Origin of the sequence: Candidatus Magnetobacterium casense (genome assembly GCF_019173545.1) — a bacterium.
Lineage (GTDB): Bacteria > Nitrospirota > Thermodesulfovibrionia > Thermodesulfovibrionales > Magnetobacteriaceae > Magnetobacterium > Magnetobacterium cryptolimnobacter.
The window spans coordinates 1-21,491 of the sequence record NZ_JABXWD010000017.1; the positions used below are offsets into that span (position 1 = coordinate 1).

17 protein-coding genes and 1 tRNA gene are annotated in these 21,491 nt (G+C 49.7%); 8 read left to right on the forward strand and 10 right to left on the reverse strand.

The genetic code is table 11. The annotated features are described in order from the left end of the window. The first annotated feature begins 272 nt into the window (after nucleotides 1-272). Entirely contained in the window at nucleotides 273-2,909 is a 2,637-nt protein-coding gene (locus tag HWQ67_RS01740; protein ID WP_218250916.1) for a PocR ligand-binding domain-containing protein, read from the forward strand. A 177-nt stretch (nucleotides 2,910-3,086) separates the two neighbouring features. Here HWQ67_RS01740 and HWQ67_RS01745 read toward each other — a convergent pair whose 3' ends face one another. Both HWQ67_RS01745 and HWQ67_RS01750 read right to left on the reverse strand, forming a co-directional pair. Then, nucleotides 3,087-5,687, reverse strand: coding sequence for a serine/threonine protein kinase (locus tag HWQ67_RS01745; RefSeq protein ID WP_218250917.1), 2,601 nt, complete (start codon nucleotides 5,685-5,687; stop codon nucleotides 3,087-3,089). 180 nt (nucleotides 5,688-5,867) lie between these two features. Further along, nucleotides 5,868-5,943 (reverse strand) — tRNA-Ala (locus HWQ67_RS01750). Nucleotides 5,944-6,179: 236 nt separating this feature from the next. Here HWQ67_RS01750 and HWQ67_RS01755 point away from each other — a divergent pair. Genes HWQ67_RS01755 through lipA form a run of 3 tightly spaced genes read left to right on the forward strand, consistent with a single transcriptional unit; the run spans nucleotide 6,180 to nucleotide 8,143 of the window. After that, nucleotides 6,180-6,527 carry an HU family DNA-binding protein gene (locus tag HWQ67_RS01755; protein WP_218250918.1) on the forward strand — a complete coding sequence of 116 codons (348 nt, stop codon included), beginning with the start codon at nucleotides 6,180-6,182 and terminating at the stop codon, nucleotides 6,525-6,527. 13 nt (nucleotides 6,528-6,540) lie between these two features. Next, entirely contained in the window at nucleotides 6,541-7,314 is a 774-nt protein-coding gene (gene mazG / locus HWQ67_RS01760; RefSeq protein ID WP_218250919.1) for a nucleoside triphosphate pyrophosphohydrolase, read from the forward strand. Continuing rightward, a complete protein-coding gene (gene lipA / locus HWQ67_RS01765) occupies nucleotides 7,277-8,143 on the forward strand; it encodes a lipoyl synthase (RefSeq protein WP_218250920.1) in 867 nt (288 codons plus the stop codon). The genes mazG and lipA overlap by 38 nt, the downstream gene beginning before the upstream one ends. A 340-nt stretch (nucleotides 8,144-8,483) precedes the next feature. On the opposite strand, the gene xseB is transcribed toward lipA, so the two are convergent. The 6 genes from xseB to HWQ67_RS01795 all read right to left on the reverse strand — a co-directional run bounded on the left by xseB (nucleotide 8,484) and on the right by HWQ67_RS01795 (nucleotide 14,964). Beyond that, nucleotides 8,484-8,699, reverse strand: coding sequence for an exodeoxyribonuclease VII small subunit (gene xseB / locus HWQ67_RS01770; protein ID WP_218250921.1), 216 nt, complete (start codon nucleotides 8,697-8,699; stop codon nucleotides 8,484-8,486). Next, the gene (gene xseA, locus HWQ67_RS01775) at nucleotides 8,665-10,047 is read right to left on the reverse strand and encodes an exodeoxyribonuclease VII large subunit (protein WP_218250922.1); all 1,383 of its coding nucleotides are present in this window, start codon (nucleotides 10,045-10,047) and stop codon (nucleotides 8,665-8,667) included. The genes xseB and xseA overlap by 35 nt, the downstream gene beginning before the upstream one ends. A 243-nt stretch (nucleotides 10,048-10,290) precedes the next feature. Continuing rightward, entirely contained in the window at nucleotides 10,291-11,418 is a 1,128-nt protein-coding gene (locus HWQ67_RS01780) for a hypothetical protein (RefSeq protein ID WP_218250923.1), read from the reverse strand. Then, complete coding sequence (locus HWQ67_RS01785) at nucleotides 11,415-11,912, reverse strand: DUF4365 domain-containing protein (RefSeq protein ID WP_218250924.1); 498 nt, start codon at nucleotides 11,910-11,912, stop codon at nucleotides 11,415-11,417. The genes HWQ67_RS01780 and HWQ67_RS01785 overlap by 4 nt, the downstream gene beginning before the upstream one ends. Nucleotides 11,913-11,991: 79 nt before the next feature. After that, the gene (locus HWQ67_RS01790; protein WP_218250925.1) at nucleotides 11,992-13,761 is read right to left on the reverse strand and encodes an ATP-binding protein; all 1,770 of its coding nucleotides are present in this window, start codon (nucleotides 13,759-13,761) and stop codon (nucleotides 11,992-11,994) included. A 153-nt stretch (nucleotides 13,762-13,914) separates the two neighbouring features. Continuing rightward, nucleotides 13,915-14,964, reverse strand: a complete 1,050-nt coding sequence (locus HWQ67_RS01795) for a thiamine biosynthesis protein (RefSeq protein ID WP_218250926.1) — start codon at nucleotides 14,962-14,964, stop codon at nucleotides 13,915-13,917. Nucleotides 14,965-15,044: 80 nt separating this feature from the next. On the opposite strand from HWQ67_RS01795, the gene HWQ67_RS01800 reads away from it, so the two are divergent. The 3 genes from HWQ67_RS01800 to HWQ67_RS01810 all read left to right on the forward strand — a co-directional run bounded on the left by HWQ67_RS01800 (nucleotide 15,045) and on the right by HWQ67_RS01810 (nucleotide 17,002). After that, the gene (locus HWQ67_RS01800; RefSeq protein ID WP_218250927.1) at nucleotides 15,045-15,875 is read left to right on the forward strand and encodes an adenylate/guanylate cyclase domain-containing protein; all 831 of its coding nucleotides are present in this window, start codon (nucleotides 15,045-15,047) and stop codon (nucleotides 15,873-15,875) included. Between the two features lie 99 nt (nucleotides 15,876-15,974). After that, the gene (locus HWQ67_RS01805; protein WP_218250928.1) at nucleotides 15,975-16,250 is read left to right on the forward strand and encodes a hypothetical protein; all 276 of its coding nucleotides are present in this window, start codon (nucleotides 15,975-15,977) and stop codon (nucleotides 16,248-16,250) included. Between the two features lie 116 nt (nucleotides 16,251-16,366). Continuing rightward, nucleotides 16,367-17,002, forward strand: coding sequence for a hypothetical protein (locus tag HWQ67_RS01810; protein ID WP_218250929.1), 636 nt, complete (start codon nucleotides 16,367-16,369; stop codon nucleotides 17,000-17,002). 127 nt (nucleotides 17,003-17,129) lie between these two features. Here HWQ67_RS01810 and HWQ67_RS01815 read toward each other — a convergent pair whose 3' ends face one another. Both HWQ67_RS01815 and HWQ67_RS01820 read right to left on the reverse strand, forming a co-directional pair. After that, nucleotides 17,130-17,564: a putative toxin-antitoxin system toxin component, PIN family gene (locus HWQ67_RS01815; RefSeq protein WP_218250930.1), complete on the reverse strand. Its 435-nt coding sequence runs from the start codon at nucleotides 17,562-17,564 to the stop codon at nucleotides 17,130-17,132. Further along, on the reverse strand, nucleotides 17,561-17,908 hold the full coding sequence (locus tag HWQ67_RS01820) for a hypothetical protein (protein ID WP_218250931.1): 348 nt from the start codon (nucleotides 17,906-17,908) through the stop codon (nucleotides 17,561-17,563). Before HWQ67_RS01820 ends, HWQ67_RS01815 begins: the two co-directional genes overlap by 4 nt. Nucleotides 17,909-18,189: 281 nt before the next feature. Here HWQ67_RS01820 and HWQ67_RS01825 point away from each other — a divergent pair, with 281 nt between their 5' ends. Beyond that, on the forward strand, nucleotides 18,190-21,408 hold the full coding sequence (locus HWQ67_RS01825) for an efflux RND transporter permease subunit (RefSeq protein ID WP_218250932.1): 3,219 nt from the start codon (nucleotides 18,190-18,192) through the stop codon (nucleotides 21,406-21,408). Nucleotides 21,409-21,491 lie beyond the last annotated feature (83 nt).

Sequence of the window (21,491 nt, forward strand, 5' to 3'; positions counted from 1 at the left end):
TTTAAGATAGAAAACGGTATGAGCTTTTGCTGATCACACACCAGATAGTCACACCCTCGCCAATTTTGTCCCAAAAAAATATCGCTCACACCTTCACTGAGAATTGCTGGTGGAAATATATTGACAATGAGGGTATGGTTATTATATAACAAACTATTAGGTGTTTCTTAGCGAAAAACTTTTAGAGAATAAATATTATACAACCCTAATTTACCTTTGTATATATCCGTTGTTTTTACATTCATGACTAAGGAGGTGGATAACAGATTGCAATGACATACAAGCTATCAGAGCTGTTCAACATAGAGGAACTGCACGGACTGTTTGAGAGCTTTACCAGGCTGACGGGGGTGATCACCGCCTTGCTCGACATCGAGGGCAATGTCCTGATAGCCACCGGATGGCAGCCAATCTGCACGGGGTTTCACCGTATGCACCCCGAAACGGCAATGCGATGCAGGGAGAGTGACACCGCACTGGCAGGTATGCTCAAGGACGGTGAACAGTATAACATCTACAGGTGTAAGAATGGCCTGGTTGACGTGGCCGTGCCCATTGTCATTGATGGCATACACATGGGCAATCTCTTTACCGGACAGTTCTTCTTTGCCTCCCCGGATGTGCAATACTTTGCCAGGCAGGCTGAGGAGTTCGGCTTTGACGGCGATAAATATCTTGAGGCCCTGGCCAGGGTGCCGATCTTTACCGAAGACTGCGTCAGGGTGTTGATGGACTTCCTGCTGCGTCTTGCCGGACAGATATGCGGTATGGGACTGTCAAGAAAGCAGGCGCTGGAGCACTCGGACAAGGATGCGTTAAAGGAGCAAGAAACCCTCCTTGAAAGCATCAAAGAAACAACGGCACAGCTCCGCAAATCAGAGGAGGAGTTGAAGAGGTTCTTTGACCTGTCCATAGACATGTTGTGTATTGCTGATATCGATGGATATTTCAGAGTTATTAGCCTATCATTTAGTAAGACACTGGGGCATACAGATGAGGAGCTTAAGTCCAGGCCGTTTATCGAATTTGTCCATCCCGATGACGTAGAAAAAACACTGAATGAAGTAAAGAAGCTCTCTCAAGGACTCTTGACCATAGATTTTGAAAACAGGTATCTGTGTAAGGATGGCAGACATAGACACATCCAGTGGAGATCGTCACCCGTGCCGGAGATAGGTCTGACATACGCCACCGCTCGTGATATAACAGAGCAGAAGCAAATGGCAGAAGCAGTAAAGACCGAACGTGACAAACTCATGGGGATCATGGATGCAATGCAAGACTGCATCTACATAGTCGGCATAGACTACGACATAGAGTTTGTAAACAGAGCAACCCTAAAGGAGTTCGGAGAAGTCAATAGTCGCAAGTGTTATGAGTACTTCCATGACGGCACGGGGCAATGTCCGTGGTGCAGGAGGGAGGATGTCTTTACTGAACAGAGTGTTACATGGGAGTGGTTTTGTCCAAAGAACCATAAGACATATTCGCACTTTGACACCCCGATCAGGAACAATGACGGTTCAACCTCTAAGTTTTCGCTAATGCATGATATCTCGGATATTAAGAGCGCCCAGCTGATGATGAAGCGGGAGCTTGACTTTCAATCAGCCGTAGCAGAGGTATCGGAGGCCCTGTTGTCGCCGGATAAGGATATCATTGATATGTCACTCTTAATAAACCGGCAGGCAATGAGGTTGACCGACAGTCTGCACGGGCATGTATCGGAGATTGACAGGGTGACGGAGGAGCAGGTAAGTCATACCCTTACGGAGATGATGTCAGATGGGCAGTGCAACGTGGATACGAGGCACAGCAGATTGGCCTTTCCCAAGGGCAAGGATGGTTATAATGCGCTCTGGGGACATGTGCTTAATACAAGACAGGCGTTTTACACAAACGATCCCCAAAAACACCCGGCATACAAGGGTTGTCTGCCACAGGGACACATCCCGTTGACGAGATACATGGCAGTACCGGCAATGATAGGCGACAGGCTGATTGGCAACATTGCCCTGGCAAACGCCGGCAGGGATTATACGGAGACCGACCTTGACATCATAAAGCGCCTTGCCTCTATTTATGCCCTGGCGATTGAGCGCAAGCGCCTTGAGGATGAACTTAAAACACTCAACGCCAACCTTGCCTCCCTGGTACGGGAAGAGACCGCAAAGCGGCAAATGCAGGAGCAAATGCTCATTCAGCAGTCCAAGATGGCCGCCATGGGGGAGATGATCGGCTTGATCGCCCACCAGTGGAAGCAGCCTCTAAACGCTATCGGACTAATAGTTCAGGACCTCAGAGACGCCTACAAGTTTGGCGAACTCGACAAGAATTACATAGATAACACGATTGAGTTAACAATGGGACAAGTGACATTCATGGGCAAGACGATGGATGACTTTAGGAACTTCTTCAAGCCGTCAAAGCAAAAGGTGGCGTTTGATGTTAAAAATGCGATAGACGAGTTGATTTCGATGTTTAGTCCGGTATTTATAAAAAACAATATAACAGTCAACATCAAGGTCACATCCCCTCTGACTCTTGTCGCCAATGGCTATCCCAATGAGTTCAAGCAGGTGATCCTCAACATCCTCAACAACTCCAAGGATGCGATTATCTCCTGTGCAGCCACCGATGCCAGTGTACAAGGTCAGATCGAGGTAGAGATAGCCAGGCCATTGGAGCGGCAGGGGCAAATCGTCATCTCAATCAGAGACAACGGCGGAGGTATCCCCGCAGATGTAATGGGGCGGATATTTGAGCCGTATTTCACCACCAAGGGTTCAGAGGGTACCGGCATCGGTCTGTACATGTCAAAGACCATCATAGAGACCAACATGGGTGGAAGTCTGGTAGTAAGAAACATCCCAGGTGGAGCAGAGTTTACAATATCCTTAGCCGTCTGAAAATACAAGAAAAGAAAGAAAGGGGCGGCTCCGCTTCTTGGCGCTCCAGGTCGCACCTGGCCCCTTTAGAACCCCCCGCAAGGGGGCCAGTCCCCCACTGAGCCGGGGGTCGCTGACCCCTTGACCCCTTCCTACTAAACCTTTTACCATGCTTTTTTTAACAGTAACAAACTTGTTTTATGCACCCCCCTGTTGGGTATTGCAACTATCAATTCTCATCTGATGCCTTACGTATATATCCACACACACCTTGTTAAACGTGGATTCATCCAGCGTGCCTTTTATTGTCTCATTGATTATAAAGCCAAATAGTCCCTTGACCTTGCTAAACTTTTCGGCCTTCTTTTCGATTGCCCTGGATATGCTCAGGACGCTTTCCGTCAGTTCGTCCGTTATGACCCGGTCGTAGCCCTCCCACTTGAACATTGCCTGTAGCAGCCCCTCTATGTATGCCTTGAGTTTTTTTAACACTACGTACTCGTTGTACCTGGAGTCGTATAGGTAGGAAGTATCCCGTGTGAGGTACTTAAGCGCCTCATCGAGTTCGCCATCAATACGGATCAAGAGCGAAAGCCTGGAGGGGTCAACCTTGTTGCGGATGAATCTGGCCAGGGTTATGTATTTCTGCGTGTAGGTCTTGTTGGTTGCGATGCGTTTGAGCCAGTTCCGAGCTATCATGGACCTTACATATGCCGGATAGTCCCTTTGCAGGGCGTCGCTTACGCCATCTATGTAGTCAAAGACCCCCGGATGATTAACGGCATAGGCCTTGATCTCTGTCGGGGTCAGTGAGAGGTTGTCTCGTTGAAGTTCCTGAAATCTTTTTGCCGCCTCCGTGTATGGTGCAATCTCCATAGCGGCAATCCCATCGGTTATCTCAACAGGCAGCAGGCAGTTTTCTTTCAGCGTCTGGTACTCACTCCGGTCAACGAGGATGGCGTCCTCCTGCAATTGCTTGAGCTGCTGCACGGCCTCAACGTAGGTGTCAAAGCCGTCACTGTGCAGACCGGAAAGGATATCCAGGGGGATCATGTATTGCCCTGCAAGCGTCTTTATGTCGTTTTCCCTGATGAACAGTGCGTTGTCTTGCAGATATCGCAACTGCTGCACACCCCTCTTGTAGCGTGGGAGGTCATCGCCCTGGATGTCCCGTTGCAGCCCAAGGGGCAAGATGAAATCCTCGGAGAACCGGGCATATTCATCTCGTGTTATAAAGCTGTTGACGTACATATCGACGAGGTCTGCCTTGTTGAACAGGTCTTGTTTTATGCTTATGGGGATTATATACTTATCCGGTTGCAGCAAGACGTTAAGCGTCATTATCTGTTGGAGTTTGCCCTCATAGGTGGCCTCCCTTGCAAAGACCTGCGTGAGACTTTCCAGGAGTCTGTACATGGCGTTGTCTCTGTTTTGCGTTAGGGTTACGTACTGTCTGTAGTAATCGAGGAGTTTGCCGCAGAGGAGGTTGTCTATAACGAGGCGTTCGGCGCTGGTTTCAGTGCCCTGGATGATTCGTGCCGCATACAGGTAGAGGTTTTGTGGGGTTATCAGTTTGCCGCAGAAGGCAAATGGCAGGGTTTTGTTAAACGTATATATGACCGTCATAAGGGCAAGGTCGGGGTCTATGTCTGAGCGTTCAAACATCTTTTCTATCCTGAGGGCGAGACCGAACTGGTCGTTTTTGGACAACCACTTTGAGACGTATCTGCGCTGCATACAGGTGATGCCGTCTTGCCATGCGGTTTCGCTCTCTATGAAGCCCTCCAGGAGTTCCGACAGGGAATAAAACTCCCGTTCTCCGGTAGAAAACGGCACCTGGTATCCCTGCTTGTCGCCCTGTTGGGTATCGTAGTACTCCGGGATGTTACCTCTGCCGTCGAGCCATGCCCTGACCTGCTGATACTCCCAGCGTCTCTGAGGATTGCGTGTCAACAGACCCCGCAGCAACGGGACATACTCCGGGGGGATATCCCGTGGTATCTCCACCCCGTTGGTGGCAAGCGTGTACATGATCACGTTGGTGGCAAGGTTGCTAAATGGGTGTCTTCCCAACAGCAGCTCAAGGACGATCATCCCAAATGACCACCAGTCCGCCTTTGGTCCAACGACGCCCGTAAAGGCCTCCGGCGCCCAGTACAGCGGAGTCCCCTTGACGGCGGTGAATTTCTTTGAGTGTTCGGCGTCTATGAGCGACGAAACGCCAAAATCGGTAAACACCAACACCACGGGGTCTGTCTCCCTGACCAGGATGTTGGATGGCTTAAGATCGCGGTGCATGATGTCGTTGTTGTGCAGCGCCCTGAGTGCCTCGGATATCTCCACGATTATGTTTAGCAACAGTGACGTGCCGGGTTTGTGTCTCAGATACTCCCTCAGTGAACCGTATCGTGCATATTCTTGTATTTCGTACCATCGCCCCGATCTGCGGTCAAGGCCATAGTCCTTGATCGATACGACGTGATCGGGGAACATTGAGCTAAACTGCCGGGCCTTCTTCAGGACGTCAACTCCAGGGATTATGCCCAACCTGTACAGCTTCAGGACAAGGTCGGTTTCCCCATGTCTGACCAGGTATATGTCTGCCTCTGCCCCCTTGGCTGGAAATGCCTTTATGATGGTGTAGCCCTGGAACTTTCGCAGGGGCTGAGGTGTACCGTGGGATGCCTCTTCGGCGGGCGACCTCCGTTGTACAACGGTGCGTTCTTCGCTCAGGGTCTTGTCAGCCTCCATGATGGTGGCGTCACCGGGGAGTTGGTGGTTGTCAGGTTCTTCTTGCATTTATGTCAAGCGCCCGGATTATAAATCAGCATATTAGTTTAAGTATAAAGGATTGCAGATAATGGGGTCAAGTGAGGCGCTGACCTTTGTGGCAGGGGGGCAGGGTGTTCCGCTCCCCAAAAAAACATGGTATTTACGTAATAATTCAGCTATACAATTGAAATAGGGATGCTTTTTTTTTGGTGGAGCTGATCGGGATCGAACCGACGACCTCTTGAATGCCATTCAAGCGCTCTCCCAACTGAGCTACAGCCCCAAACTGATATGTAGTATAACAGGTTCTTAGGACGTTGTCAATATGTTAATTTGTCGAGGGAAAAAAAACTGTCATAGATAAACACAACTTTTTTTGTGGACATTTTTATCCGACATGTGTATTATATCGTAAATGGCATGTATGCCTAAAGCGATTATGCAAGAGATACAGGAACTCCGTTATAAAACGGAGTTATCTCAGAGGCAACTTTAATTTAATTTAAGGAGAGACGTTGTATGAACAAAGCAGATTTGGTAGACAGTATAACCAAAGCAACAAGCCTGACCAAGAGTGATACCGCAAAGTTTGTTGATGCCTTTATCTCAAACGTTATCACAGCCACGAGCAATGGGGAGAAGGTGTACCTTGTCGGTTTCGGAGCATTTAGCATATCTGAACGCAAGGAACGTGAAGGACGTAACCCTCGTACCGGAGAACCAATAGTCATCCCCGCAGCCAAGTCCCCCAAGTTTACAGCGGGTAAGGCCTTTAAGGATGCCGTAGCCGACAACAATGCAAAGCTCGAACCGGTTGCGGTTAAAAATGATACGAAGGCAAAGACAGAACCGGCAAAGAAAAAGTAGGGCAGTGCCCCATATGACCTTTGACGAGCTTGTTGACATCATAGCCAGACTAAGGTCTGAGCAGGGTTGCCCGTGGGACAAGGAACAGACGCACAAGTCCATCGTCCCATATCTTATGGAGGAAGTCTATGAGATCATCGAAAGCATCGATGAGGGCAACCCCTCAAAGTTGAAGGAGGAGCTTGGAGACGTCCTGTTTCAACTGCTGTTTTTTGCGCAGATGTCAAAAGAAGATGGTCACTTTGACATATATGACGTTGTGGAGGTCATCGGCAAGAAGATGGTCTTCAGACATCCGCACGTCTTCGGGGATGCCGTGTTTGAGACCTCCGATGAGGTACTCAGGCAGTGGGAGGAGCGCAAGAAAGAAGAGGGCCGACAATCGCTGCTCAGTGGCGTGCCCTCCTCTGCGCCATCCCTGCTGAGGGCATACCGGGTTCAGCAGCGGGCCTCCGGCGTGGGATTTGACTGGCAGAAGACCGACGAAGTCTTTGAGCAGTTTGCCGAGGAACTGGGCGAGTTCAGAAAGGCCCTCGCCGACAAGGACAGTGGCGCCATAGAGGACGAACTCGGAGACCTGCTCTTTACACTGGTCAACCTGTCGAGGTTTGTAAAGGTCAACCCGGAAAACGCCCTCCGAAGGACTATCAACAGGTTCCAGCGCCGCTTTGAGCACATCGAAAAAACAGCACTGCAACAGGGCACAGACCTCTCCGCCATGTCCCTTGAAGAGATGAACAGACTGTGGGATGAGGCCAAAGAGATGCATCGCCATGAGACACCCTGACTGGCTTAAGACAAACCCGTTCAAGGACACGCGACAGACCAAACAGCTCTTGCGTGGCTTCAGGGTCAACACCGTATGCGAGGAGGCCAGGTGCCCAAACCGTAGTCACTGCTTCAGCAAGCCAACGGCCACGTTTATGATCCTCGGCAACTCCTGCACACGCACCTGCGGCTTTTGCTCCGTCAACCACGCACACACACTTACACCGGAGGACTCCGAACCGGAACGGGTCGCACAGGCAGCACAGTCCATGGGCCTGAGACACGTCGTGATCACCTCCGTCACCCGTGATGACCTCGATGACGGTGGAGCGAGGCACTTTGCCAGAACCGTGCTCGCTGTCAGGGCCTGCCTGCCCGATGCCACCATCGAAGTGCTGACGCCGGACTTCAAGGGCGACACGGAGGCATTGAAAACGGTGCTCGATGCCGCACCCGACGTCTTTAACCACAACGTGGAGACCGTCCCCTCCCTCTACCCCGTGGTCAGACCCCAGGCACAGTACCGGCGCTCGTTGAGGATGCTGGAGGCAGCCAGGGAACTCTGTCCGCAGATGAAGACCAAGTCGGGGCTGATGCTGGGTCTGGGCGAAAGCATCGATGAGTGTATAGACGTCCTGAGGGATATTGCCGCTACCGGCTGCAATTTCATGACGATTGGCCAGTACCTGCGACCGGGTAAGGACAACCTCCCGGTGGTTGAGTACGTACACCCGGATGTGTTTGACCGCCTTAGGGATTCCGCCATGACGATGGGATTTGAGTTTGTCGCCTCCGCCCCGCTTGTCAGAAGCTCATACAATGCAGAGGAAATGACAGGCCACCGGTAAGAAACCCTCATGAATAGGAGTAATATTCGCCCCCGCTCATGAAAATTACGATAGTGTTCTGTTGAATCTGTTAACTTTTTTCTCTGGTAAGCAGCAATTATACTATACCAACAATATCGGCCTGCTTTTTTATTTACGGCATCACATGTAGATTCAAGCTCCTTACCGCATTTTATATATTCCCAACAATTTGTTTTCTTAGGCTTGTTGAAAAACTCCTTATCCACCAGCCTGTAAAAAGCTATAAAGGCGGCTAATAACGACTGATTTTTCATCCTTTTTATTTTACCATACTAATTAATAATAGACGCTTGACGTGTTAAAAATTCTTGTCTCTCAATCAGCCTTCTTCAGTGGTAGATTGTTCAAACTCCTTCAGGACACCATTTAGTTCTTCCTCTGTCCTTCGCAAGCGGCCCTTGCAGTCCTTTATCAGTTCTATGGCAGTCTTGACGCGCTCGGTCAGGACGTCAACGTCGATGGTCTCCTTTTCTATGTCGGTGATGATTGCCTCTATTTCCTTAATAGCCTGAGAATAGGTCTTTTCTTCCTTCATCCTTTACCTCTTTTGGTTTATCGTCAATGACCCTAATCCGGGCCTTTGGTCGCACGGTGCTGTAGATCACGCCCTGCATGAGCTGTGTGCTAAGGACATCGCCCGTCTTTACGGCATCGGCTGACTTCAGCACCTTGCCGTTGACGGAGGTGATACTGTAGCCACGCTTGAGGATGTTTTCCGGATTGAGGTGTGTGATGCTGTCATTGAGGACCTTCAGACGCTCCCCCTGACGCACGATGTAACGCCTGGCGCTAAACATAAGGGTCGTCGTCCTGGTAAACAGGTCGTTGGTGCGACGCCGGATGTCCTTTACGTCCCTGTTCAGCAGTAGCCTGAGCCTGTCGGTCATAGACGTTACTACGCCCATGTGCCGGGATATCAACCGCCCCGAACCATAGACCACCTTGACGTAATTGTTCAGCGCATATTTGTTTTTCAACACCACTGCTCCGGCTGCGCCCTTGAGCGCCTTTGCAAGAGACTCTACCTTTTCCTCAAATGCCCTCAGACGCTCTATCAGAAATGCCGCCGCAGCCGTTGGGGTCTTGACCGTCATGTGCGCCACGACATCAACCACCGTCCTGTCCCTCTCATGACCGATACCTGATATCACCGGCATGGACATCATCGCTATCTGACGGCCTATGGCATAGCTGTCAAAACAATCAAGGTCCGCCGCCCCTCCGCCGCCCCTGACGATGACCGCAACGTCAATGCCGTCCCTGGCCGCTTCACAGGCAAGCAGCGCCCCTACGATCGAATCCTCCGCAGCATCGCCCTGCATGATGGCCGCAAATAGATTGACCCTGAAGCTGTAGCCAAAGGAGTTGGTTCGCAGGTGCTTTGTGAAGTCATCATAGCCGGCAGCCTTCAACGACGATATCACCGCTATGCGTTGAGGCACCTGGGGCATCACCAAAGCCTTGTTTCTGTCTGTGAGGCCCTCACGACTGAGACGGTCAATGATCTCCTGTCGTTTTCTTGCCATATCGCCGAGGGTGTAGGAGGGATCGATCTTGACTATGTTAAGGCTCAGGCCGTAACGCTCATGGTAGGTCAGATTGGCCTCGATGAGTATCTTCATCCCCTTGGAGGGTGTCCGTGCGGTGACTGTCTGAAACTCCCGCGCTATAGCCTTGTAGCGGGATGACCATATAGCCGCCCTTACCTGCGCCTTTATGGTAGCGTCGTCCTTTTCTACAAGCTCAAGGTAGCAGTGCCCCTTGGCATCGACGTTTATAGCGGCTATCTCTGCCGTTATATAGTACGAATCAGGGAATGTCTGCGATACTATGTCTTTTATGTAGAGATTAAACTCATACAGGCTTAATATTGCCTTTGGCACCTTTGTCCTCTATTGTCGGAACCTTGAGTCTTTCTTCCGATGCTTGCCGCCCGGGTCATTTGCTGTTTTCCGGTGCAGCCATTGACGCCAGACTCCACCATCACAATGGCAGCAAGTGTGCCATCAAGCCAACCAGAGTATAATACGATAGCCTTTACCATTTCGTTTGCCTGTTTTTATATTAACATCTTTTGGCCGTAATTTGGAAGTGGGTTGAATACTTGCTGCAGTGTATACTGATTTTTATTCGCTTCCTATTGTTATATTGTGAGGATTTTTTAAGATAAAAGAACGCCCTTCCCGCGTTAGTGAGCCCATACAGGAGATTGTATCCTGATTGCCATGAGCTTGAAGGGCCTTCTGATAGTCTGTGTCTATCATTTCCATAAGTATTTTTTTAGGCTGCTCATCCACAAATGCAAGGATAGTTACTTTGCCCATCGTAGCTCCATCTGCTGCTCTTTCGAGTTTTACAACGGGGCCACAAAGTTCAAAGTCATCTCGTGCATTTGTGTCTCGAAACAGCCTGGCAGCTTCCTTGAAAATAGGTATACTATCCGGAAGAAATACGATTTTGCTTTTGATGTTTGGGTCATTCAATGGGCGGCTTCTTGACCAGGAAAAACTAATCTCTAATCCCTTATTGGATTCCCCCCCTGATGCAAGGCCATAGATAGCATCGCATAGATTTGCGCTAACTCCTTCGTTTACCACAGCTTGAAAATCCTGAAAACTACTCTTTGCAACAGCGCTGCTTGCCGCATGATTTGCCGCTGAAATAGCCTTGGCTAATGTTATTACTACCTGTCTTTCAAAAGGTTCTTCCATTTCAGGAGTTTGCACCTTTAAATCCGGCACAACACGCGAAATGACAGTTATTACATAACTTCCATGTTCAGTTTGTCCCAATCGAACTTTCTTTAAATATTCCATAACTCGTGTTGGTTTTCTGGTTTGATATATTGCTCGTTTCTCTATTGCGGCACAAGCACTTGCCATCACTAAGTCACGTGAACTTTGAACTATTTTAGACCCCTCTTCTATAGAAATAGTGCCATCCGTTGATTCAGCATCAGAAACACGCAGACGTATTATGTCAGCAGAAGCAGTATTTAAATCATTAACTATCTCTAATTGAGAGCGTTCCTCAACTACCTCTAAGGTCTTGAGCATATCTAACATACGTAAAACAAAATCACTATATTGGTTGGTTAATGGCAAGATTATTTCAAAATCACCCGCCTTAATCAATACTGTCCACTTATCTGGAACTGTCCTCACCTCATGCCATCCAGTTGCACGTAAATACATAAGAATATCAAGTGGTTTAAGGTTTGAGAGTACTTGTTTATCGTGAATAGAAGCCTTCATGGTAATCCCCCATTACTTATACGTTCCATTATTTGGCACAGGTCATTAACATTAAATTGTTGTGTTCTGGGTAGGGTAACAGTTATCGTTTCTTTATTGTCTGTTTCAGGAAATCCACGCAATGACATCCAGTATCCGCAATGCCGCATTGATAGTTCATCTTCTGAATGTAGTAACCACTCATTTATATCCTCCGGTACAACAACAACAACCAAGAGACGAGGTATTGGGTAGTCTTCACCCCTCAGCTCATTGTAGTTCTTAATTTTAAGAGGATACCTTACACCATCACTAAACATTATGTCTCTTGCAGTACATTTTAACTGTATTTCTATTTTTGGCGATTTAGCGGTTCCTACTCCTCCAATTCCACTGATACCTATATCTATACTGTCAACATCTATGTCATATGTATAGCAAATAAAACCGGCGGCGGCTACTACAGCTCTAGCATAAGCAATACTAAACTGCTCTTTCTGTTGGTTCATATCCATCGTAATTAAGTAACATCCACATTTCTATTGTAACGTTCTCAAAAAATCCCTGTCAATCCTCTGTGGACAAACAACATCCTCATTTCCCTGTGGCCTGCTCCTTCACATCGAGCTTGCCAATAGAGTCAACGACCGTACTTAGCGCAGTGGCAAGTTGCTTCAACAGCGTCCTGCACTGGTCGATATTGCGCTCCTTGAGGGCATGTTCGACACCGCCGGAGAGACCATACACTTGTGGCATTGCCAGATTGCCGGAGAGACCCTTGAGGGAATGCGCAATCTTTATGGCTGCCTCGATATCGTTATTGTCAACTAATGAGGATATTGTCCTGGCTGTGTTGCCATACTTACCCGAAAACTCCATCAACGATTTTATGTAAATTTTGCGGTCCATCCATAGATCGATACCTTTTTGCATATCTATAGCCTCAAGTGATGACAGTTTATCCGGCAGGCGTGCATCTTCAGCATCATAGTGTTCAATGGATATCTTGTCACCCCCCTGGGGGGTTATCCCTTGTATTGTATCAAAAAGTAGCCCGAAGTTGACAGGCTTACCAATAACGGCAGTGAAGCCGTTTTGTATATAGTCCTCGACCTCTTCATTCATCACGCTTGCCGTCAGGGCGACAATGGGGATATGTCCGGAGGAAAATTGAGCGGATGATTCAGCTTCCAGGGCACGAATACGTCTTGTGGCCTCCACGCCGTCCATGTGTGGCATATGTATATCCATAAGGATAAGGTCAACGTGCTCGCTCTTAAACAGCGTAATTGCCTCAATGCCGTTTTTGGCAACCACCACTGTATGTCCCTGATGTTCCAGGCGTGTTTTTAGCAGTAGGATATTTTCTTCAAGGTCATCTGCTGCCAGTATCCGAAAGACCCTGCGTGGTTTTTGCAAATGCGTGCCGTCATCCGAAACTCTTACGCCGGCAAACATGTACTGCACAGGCTCATCCGTCCTTTTCATGTTGACGGTGAAGTGAAAGACACTACCCTTACCCACTTCGCTTTCTGCCCATATGCGACCACCCATCATCTCAACCAGTTGTTTGGATATTGTGGTGCCAAGGCCTGTGCCGCCAAAACGTCGTGTCGTTGAGCTGTCCGCCTGAGTAAAGGCATCAAAGATACCCTCCAGACTCTGGGCAGATATCCCGATCCCCGTATCGATGATGTCAAAACAGATGAGGTCTTCTTCCTCTGTGTGTGGATATACCTCTATGCGGATGCCGCCTCTTTCGGTGAACTTGACGGCATTGCCAGTAAGGTTTATCAGTATCTGTCTGAGGCGCAGGGGGTCGCCTGTGAAGTTGGCGTTGTCTATAGCCGGAGCGATGTTATACGTAAGAACAAGTCCCTTTTCACGTACCTTGATATCAAACATATGAGACACACTCTGGAGCAGGTCTCTGAGGTTGAGGGGGTTTCGTTCAAGGGGCATCTTACCGCTTTCCATCTTGCTGATATCGAGTATGTCGTTTATTAGGCCAAGCAAGGTATGCGTCGAATTTGTTGCGATGTCCAGGTAGCGTTTTCTGTCAGTCTCTGAGATGTTGTGGGTATCGGAGACTATTTCCAAAAAGCCAAGTATTGAGTTCATAGGGGTTCTGATTTCGTGGCTCATATTGGCCAAAGCGGTGGCAAGTTCTACCGTGCGCTCTTGCACACGTAATTCCATGTTGTCTGCCATCCTTACGATTCGCTTTGTCTGCCTTAACAGCTTCTTATAGGCACCGTAGAGCTTCTCAAAATGCGGCAACATGGCATCACCTTGCCACTTTTCTGAGGCGACGATATCCTCTGCCTCCCCTGCCATGGCCTCTTCCTCTTCAAACAGACTCATAATAAATGTGCATAACTGCTCGTCTTCATTAAGCTCCATGTAACAGTGTCCCTTGACATCGACGTTGATCTACGCTATCTCAACCGTTAGCAGACACCGTCGCTTATGATAAGCATCAGAGAACGTAATGTCTCGTATGCATAGGTTATAAACTCATACAGGCTTAATATTGCCTTTGGCACCTTTGTCCTCTATTCTCAGGGCATTGATCTTTTCCTCTGATGCGGGGGGTACTATCTTTATTGCCATCGGTTCGTCAATGCCACGAAAGACGGAGACATCGACCATGTCCCTGTGTTTTTTGCCACTGTAGCGGGCCGTCATGGATGCCGCCAGTCTCAGGAGTGCATCATCGATCTTGTCCTCTGTGGTCGTTAGCAGTGTGAGCGGACTTCCGGTTGACATGACCTGCATTGTGATATCGCCCGATGTCACCTGTGTTTCAAGGAAGTCGTTGTCGGCCTCATTTCTGCCGATAATGGCCTTACACGTCTCAGAGAGCCTGAAGTGTCTGCCGGCCCGCAGCACGTTTATGTCACGCATGGATGGGTTGGGGTCGTGCGCCAGCAACTCCCTCAGTCTGTAGGAGTATATCGCATCGGTGAGCAGGCATCCACCGGCTGGGACGGGGTAGTCAGTCAGTCCGAGACTTGCCGCCAGGCCCATCTGCGGCTTTCTGTTGCGACCGTTGAATCTGTACAGCTGTCTCCTATCGACGATACCGGCGATTTCAGGGATGGTCGGTTTGAGGTGTTTTGCGCACAGCGGTCGCAGCACCAGGCCATCGACCCCGGCCTGCCTGTCGATCACCGGGAAGGTGTCCCGCCGCTGACTCATTGGGCGTTGTCCGATGACCTCTCCGGTGACGAGGAAATCCGCCCCGACAAGGCCCATCAGGCGCTTGGCCTCCTTGAGCATCAGGATGCGGCAGTCGATGCAGGGGTTCATGTTTTTGCCGTGCCCGTACTGGGGGTTTTTGACGAGATCAACGAAGGGTTGTCCCAGGTGGCAGAATCTGACCTTGAAGCCAAACTGCTCTGCGTGCGGGATGTCGTCGTTGAGGTAGGCCGTGTTCTCTCCGGTGTCGCAGCCAAAGTGCGTCAGAAAGCGCACCGCTATCACCTCCACGCCAAGCTCCACCATCACAATGGCTGCAAGGGTGCTGTCCAATCCACCGGAGTATAATACGATAGCCTTAACCATTTCGTTTGCCTGTCTTTATAGTAACATCTTTTGCCCGCAATTTGAAAGTATCTGGTACGTGTACTTTTGGGATCAACATATTGCGGGCAAAATTATTATACAATAGATATGCGGCCTTTGAGTGCGGGGCATTTGACGTCGTGGAAAAGAACATCAGAGGGACATCGGCAGTGCGTGAGATAAACGTAAAGACACGGGCTGCCTTGCGTTATCGCAAGTGGTGGCAGCAACTCAATTTCATGCGACAGTACTTCGGTCCAAAGGTCTTTGACGTTATTGAAAGGGACCCGTCCCTACTGTCTGTCTCTCAGCGCACGGTTACAATCGTGTTTTGGAACATCAGGGGGTTTTCCAAGCTGTGCGACATACTAAAGGCACATCCCACGCTTATATCCGGATTCCTGAAGGAGTACTGTGAATTAGGGGCAAGGGTGATATTTGACCACAACGGAGTCCTGGACAAGTTTATCGGGGATGGCATAATGGCCATCTTTGGCGTCATTAACCACAGGGACGACAACGGTACGGCGGATGCCATCTCAGCCGTAAAAGCTGCAACGGAGTTCAGGAGGAAGTTCCCTGACGTCCTGGAACGGTGGAGCGAAGAGTGGAGCCTGTACGTTGCCGATAGGATCGATATCGGATTAGGCTGCGGCATACACACAGGAGAGGCCACCGTGGGTAATGTTGGGACTGATTTTCGCAATCAATTCACAGCGCTTGGCCCAAACGTCAATTTCGCCTCCAGGATAGAGTCCGAGTGCGACTCGGGGCAAATCCTCGTCTCCTCAACAATCGAGGCACGTGTAAGGTCAAACTTCTCTCTCGCTCACGTTAAAGATATAGACAATGTCAAAAATATCCCCGGAACATTTTCAGTTTACACTGTACACGGGGAGCATCACACTTGATGGGTTGTCAACTGAACACTCGCCTCTTCATCTTTTCTTCAAATTGTTATGTTTTAATATATGTAATAGTAGCACAAATAACAATTAAGGAGGATGCTTATGAAAAAGTATCATGTGTTAGTTGCAGTATTGATGGTAGTTTTGGTAACGGTTATCCCGGTCAATGCTATGTGTATGATGGGCAACACTGGCAACACCAACACTCACGGCAACATGGGCAACACTGGCAACACCAACACTCACGGCAACATGGGCAACACTGGCAACACCAACACTCACGGCAACATGGGCAACACTGGCAACACTGGTGGTCACGGCAACATGGGCACTTGTAGCAACACAGGCACTTGCGACAACATGGGTAATGATGAATAGTGTGGTTAGCTTGATCCCAACCCTTGCTGCCTGCGCAGGTGGGGGCATGGGTATGGGTTCACAAGTATTAGGTTGTTTAATTTGACTGTTAATAGTAGTATAATAAGGAGGACGTTATGAAAAAGTATCATGTGTTAGTTGCAGTATTGATGGTAATCTTGGTAACAGTTACCCAGGTCTATGCCATGGGTATGGGTGGTGGCACAGGTATGGGCAGTAGTGATAACTTTGGCATGATGAATGGTATGTCGGCATCCCCCGTTGTTGGAGGTGATGGCACCGCATATCTGGTGACGTACAAGACTGGTGCGACATCGGGGATGGGCACCGGCACGTTTGAATCTACCCTGACTGCCATAACCTCCGCCGGGCAAAAAACATCTATCACGCTGACCGGCTATGTATCACGCCCCGTTGTCTCCCCTGATGGCGGGCTTTTAGTTGCAGCTACGTCCATGCCGGATATGTCTCAGTACAACATGATGGGTTACTACAATACGTCGGGCAACTCCAAATCGACCGTGTATGCCGTACCGTTGCCTCTAACACAAGACTCAAAGCCTCTGGCAATCTCCCTTGACGGCAACTTTGCATCCGTCCCGGTCTTTGCAAGCGGCAAGATTTATGTCACGACGACTGATTTCGGTGGCTCGATGATGGGCGGTGGTTCTTATACAAATCCCCAACAGGGTAAGTCGTACCTGTATATAATCAACCTCGATGGCACGATTGCCTCAAAAGTAGAGATTTAAACTATAGAAAGAGGGGCACGACGCCCCTCCAATCTTGCTGTTGCGCCGTTAGTAGATGCTCCGGTTGCGGGGGACGCCTTACCCAACGTAGCTACAGAGGCTGATGGTGAGCAAGTCTTAGCGTACTTTAATTACCAATCGTAGATTTAAAGTATTGTAGAAACACATAAGGAGTGACAATCTCTATGCCATAGAACGACCTCAGGGTAGCCAGGTGATTGTCTCCCGATATAATAAAATCTGCCTTCCCCTCAATTGCACATTCAATGTATTTGTTGTCCGTAGGATCGTCTTTGATTATGTCTGCCTCGACAAGACCATGTGTTATCTCAGATAAATATTTCCAACCCTTGATAAATTCATTCACTTCTTCAAGTGAATAATTATGGTATCTTTGAAGATGTGGATAACGTAAAACCCTTTCGATCTCATCCAAAATAGCCTGTGAAAGCACAAGCTCGATATTCTTTTCCTTCGCCAATTGAATAATCCGAGCTGGTTTACTATCAGGGTATAAGATAGCACTGACAAAAACATTTGTGTCCAGAACAACCCTTATCATGCCTTCATATAAAGTTCTTCAGGTTTAGCCTCTAATCCGGCTTGCTTTTTCATTTCTTCTAATTCTTCTCTTTTTACGGCCTCTACTGCCTTCTGTATTTCTTTTTCCAGCACCTCTGGATCAATATCCTTAGTTGAAACGCGTACCTTTTCTATGAATTTGAAGGTTTTCTCCACCACTCTTTTTTTGATGTCCTGCATCTTCTTGTATTCACTCATCGGTACAATCGCTACTAACGGTATACCTTCTTGTTCAACAATGTAGGTGTCTGAAGCGGTATAGACATCATCCATAATCTGCCCGATCTCTTGCCTGGTCTTTACTGCCGAAATGATTTTAAGCATAGTCGTCACTCCTTAAGCTATTATCTGATACAGTTATAGTATAGTTGGCAATGCTATAATTAATCAACTCTCTTCATTTTTTCTTCAACTTGTTATGTTTTAATAGTAGTATAATGAAGAAGGACGCTATGAAAAAGTATCAGATGTTAGTTGTATTAGGAGCTTACACCCCCATAGGATGGGGTCAAGGGGGCTGGCCCCCTTGCAGGGGAGGTCTGAGGAGGGGGCGGAGCCGCCCTCCTTCTTTCTTTGGGATTTTCTTTGTGTTTTGTTTTGTTTAGATGATAGCGAAGATAATAGAGTTCAGTGCGCGCAATAAGTTTGCGGTGGTGCTGCTGGTTGGATTCCTGTCCTTGTGGGGGTACTGGACGTTTGTAAACACCCCCTTGGATGCCATCCCGGACCTCAGCGACACACAGGTCATCATCTACACCGAGTGGATGGGAAGAAGCCCCGACCTCGTGGAGGACCAGGTCACATATCCGATAACGTCCACGCTGCTGGCCGCCCCGAAGGTCACGGCTGTCAGGGGATTTTCGTTTCTTGGCAGCTCGTTCATATACGTGATCTTTGCCGAGGGGACGGACATCTACTGGGCACGCAGCAGGGTGCTGGAGTACCTCCAGGCGGTGCGCGCCAAGCTGCCCGCTGATGCCAATCCCACCCTGGGGCCGGATGCTACGAGCCTCGGATGGGGTTTCTCATACGCCGTCGTCGATGAAACCGGACAACACGACCTGGCTCAACTACGCAGCATCCAGGACTACAACCTCAAGCTCGCCATCGAAAGCGTTGCAGGGGTGTCGCAGGTGGCAAGCATCGGCGGTTTCGTCAAACAGTACCAGGTGACCATCGACCCAAATCGCCTCCTGGCCTATAACATCCCTATCACCAGAATCATGGACGCCATACGCAAAAGCAATCGCGACGTCGAAGGACGCGTGATCGAGTTCTCAGGCATAGAGTACATGGTCAGGGGCAGGGGATACATCAGGGACATCAGCGATATTGAAAACATCCCACTTGGAACGAGCGCAGAGGGCACGCCGCTTCTGCTCAAGGACATTGCCCGCATCCAACTCGGCCCTGAGATACGACGCGGACTGGCCGAACTCGACGGCAAGGGCGAGGTCGCAGGGGGCATCGTCGTTGTACGCTTTGGCGAAAACGTCCTCAGCGTCATAGACAGGGTCAAGGACAAGATCGCAAGGGACATCAATCCTTCATTGCCGCAGGGCGTCAAGATCGTCGTGACATACGACCGCTCCGAACTCATACGCGCGGCCATTGACACGCTCAGGGAGGAGATCATAAAGCTCACCGTAGCCGTCAGTGTGGTATGTATCGTGTTCCTGTTCCACCTGCCAAGTGCCCTGGTGGTGATACTCACGCTGCCAATTGCAATATTGATGTCCTTTATACTTATGTACTACATGGGCGTTACCGCAAACATAATGAGCCTCAGCGGGATCGCAATCGCAATTGGCGCTATGGTGGACGCCTCGATCATCATGGTGGAAAACGCCCACAAGAAGCTCGAAGAATGGGAAGAACACGGACGTCAGGGCAGCAGAGTTGATGCCATAATTGGCGCAGCCGTAGAGGTGGGGCCGTCGTTGTTCTTTGCGCTGTTGGTTATAACGGTTGGATTCTTCCCGGTGTTTACGTTGCAGGCGCAGGCGGGGAGGCTATTTAAGCCGCTGGCGTACACCAAGACGTTTGCGATGCTCTTTGCGTCGTTTCTGGCCGTGACGCTCACCCCAATGCTCATGACCATATTTATCAGGGGCAAGATACGTCCGGAGGAGAGAAACCCCATCAGCATCGTCCTGCATAAGCTATACGAACCGATAGCCAGCGCGGCCTTGCGGTTCAGAAAGACGGTGATATTTCTGGCCGTGATAATCATGGCATTAACGGCGTATCCATACATGAAACTGGGGACGGAGTTCATGCCGCCGCTGTATGAGGGGACGCTTTTTTACATGCCGGTGACGGTGCCGGGGGCGTCAATCTCCGAGGCCGCACGGTTATTGCAGATGCAGGACAAGTTGATCAAGTCCATACCGGAGGTGTCGCAGGTTTTTGGCAAGGCGGGTCGAGCCGAGACGGCCACAGACCCCGCTCCGGTTGAGATGTTTGAGACCGTCATCAACCTCAAGCCCGAGGCTCAGTGGCGCAAGGGCATGACCGTGGATAAGCTCAAGGACGAACTCAACGAGGCATTGACGATCCCCGGCGTGGCAAACTCCTTTACGATGCCCATAAAGGCACGTCTGGACATGCTCTCAACCGGAATAAGGACGCCCGTCGGGATAAAGATACTCGGTGCAGACCTCGCCGTGATTGAAAAGATCGGTCTGCAACTGGAGGCACTCCTAAAGGACATCCCCGGTACGAGGAGTGTCTATGCCGAGCGTTCGACGACGGGTTTTTTCCTGGACTTCCGGGTCAAGCGTGCCGAGGCTGCCAGGTACGGCCTGACGGTTGACGACGTCCAGGAGGTCATTCAGTCTGCCATTGGCGGGATGAATCTCACAACCACCGTCGAGGGCAGGGAGCGGTACACGGTCAATCTGCGATATCCGCGCGGGCTTAGGAACTCCATAGAGAGTCTCAATCGGGTGCTTGTGCCGTTGATGCCCGGCGCCGTTGGGGGAGCAACAGGGGCCTCGGCGTCCTCCGGGATGGGTGGTGGTTCATCGGCGGGAACGTCTGTCGCAATCGCACAGGTGCCCCTGGGGCAGCTTGCAGACATCGCCATTGTCAAAGGGCCTGGCGGCATAAAGAGCGAAGAGGGAATGTTGACGGCATACGTCTACATCGACTTTTCAGGCAGGGACGTTGGCGGGTATGTCACCGAGGCCAGGGCAAAGGTTGCGTCGCTTCAGGTACCCACCGGTTACAGGCTTGTCTGGAGCGGTGAGTACGAGTACCTCGTCAAGACTCATGAAAGGCTGAAAATAGTTTTGCCGTTGACGGCGTTTATCATATTTGTGCTCATTTACTTTAACACCAAATCGTTTACCAAGACGGTAATTGTGTTATTGGCGGTGCCGTTTTCATTGGTAGGGTCTTTTTGGTTGTTGTATCTGTTGCACTACAACATGAGCATAGCGGTGTGGGTTGGGTTGATAGCGCTTGCCGGGTTGGATGCCGAAACGGGGGTCGTGATGCTGTTATATCTGGAGCTTAGTTACGAAGAATGGCAGCGCAAGGGGTTGCTTGTAGGCAGGGCTGGTCTGCGTGAGGCGATCATGCACGGAGCGGTCAAGCGTATACGGCCCAAGATAATGACAGTAAGCGTGATACTTGCTGGTCTGGTGCCGATAATGTTCAGTCACGGAGCCGGTTCTGACGTAATGAAGCGGATTGCGGCTCCGATGGTTGGCGGCGTGGTGACATCGACCATCCTGGAGCTAATTATCTACCCGGCCATCTACATGATCTGGAAAGGCAGAGGGTTGGAAAAAGAAGAAAGGGGCGGCTCCGCCCCATAGGTGTTAAGCTAAGAATGCAATCCTGCCAATAAAGCCATTCTTTGTGGAGAATCCCTCCTCTAACCACTGTAGGTGTTAAGCTA

Coding starts and splice junctions, on each gene's coding strand:
- HWQ67_RS01740 (WP_218250916.1), top strand. CDS start 273: ATGACATACAAGCTATCAGAGCTGTTCAACATAGAGGAACTGCACGGA.
- HWQ67_RS01745 (WP_218250917.1), bottom strand. CDS start 5,687: ATGCAAGAAGAACCTGACAACCACCAACTCCCCGGTGACGCCACCATC.
- HWQ67_RS01755 (WP_218250918.1), top strand. CDS start 6,180: ATGAACAAAGCAGATTTGGTAGACAGTATAACCAAAGCAACAAGCCTG.
- mazG (WP_218250919.1), top strand. CDS start 6,541: ATGACCTTTGACGAGCTTGTTGACATCATAGCCAGACTAAGGTCTGAG.
- lipA (WP_218250920.1), top strand. CDS start 7,277: ATGAGGCCAAAGAGATGCATCGCCATGAGACACCCTGACTGGCTTAAG.
- xseB (WP_218250921.1), bottom strand. CDS start 8,699: ATGAAGGAAGAAAAGACCTATTCTCAGGCTATTAAGGAAATAGAGGCA.
- HWQ67_RS01780 (WP_218250923.1), bottom strand. CDS start 11,418: ATGAAGGCTTCTATTCACGATAAACAAGTACTCTCAAACCTTAAACCA.
- HWQ67_RS01785 (WP_218250924.1), bottom strand. CDS start 11,912: ATGGATATGAACCAACAGAAAGAGCAGTTTAGTATTGCTTATGCTAGA.
- HWQ67_RS01790 (WP_218250925.1), bottom strand. CDS start 13,761: ATGAGTCTGTTTGAAGAGGAAGAGGCCATGGCAGGGGAGGCAGAGGAT.
- HWQ67_RS01795 (WP_218250926.1), bottom strand. CDS start 14,964: ATGGTTAAGGCTATCGTATTATACTCCGGTGGATTGGACAGCACCCTT.
- HWQ67_RS01805 (WP_218250928.1), top strand. CDS start 15,975: ATGAAAAAGTATCATGTGTTAGTTGCAGTATTGATGGTAGTTTTGGTA.
- HWQ67_RS01810 (WP_218250929.1), top strand. CDS start 16,367: ATGAAAAAGTATCATGTGTTAGTTGCAGTATTGATGGTAATCTTGGTA.
- HWQ67_RS01815 (WP_218250930.1), bottom strand. CDS start 17,564: ATGATAAGGGTTGTTCTGGACACAAATGTTTTTGTCAGTGCTATCTTA.
- HWQ67_RS01820 (WP_218250931.1), bottom strand. CDS start 17,908: ATGCTTAAAATCATTTCGGCAGTAAAGACCAGGCAAGAGATCGGGCAG.
- HWQ67_RS01825 (WP_218250932.1), top strand. CDS start 18,190: ATGATAGCGAAGATAATAGAGTTCAGTGCGCGCAATAAGTTTGCGGTG.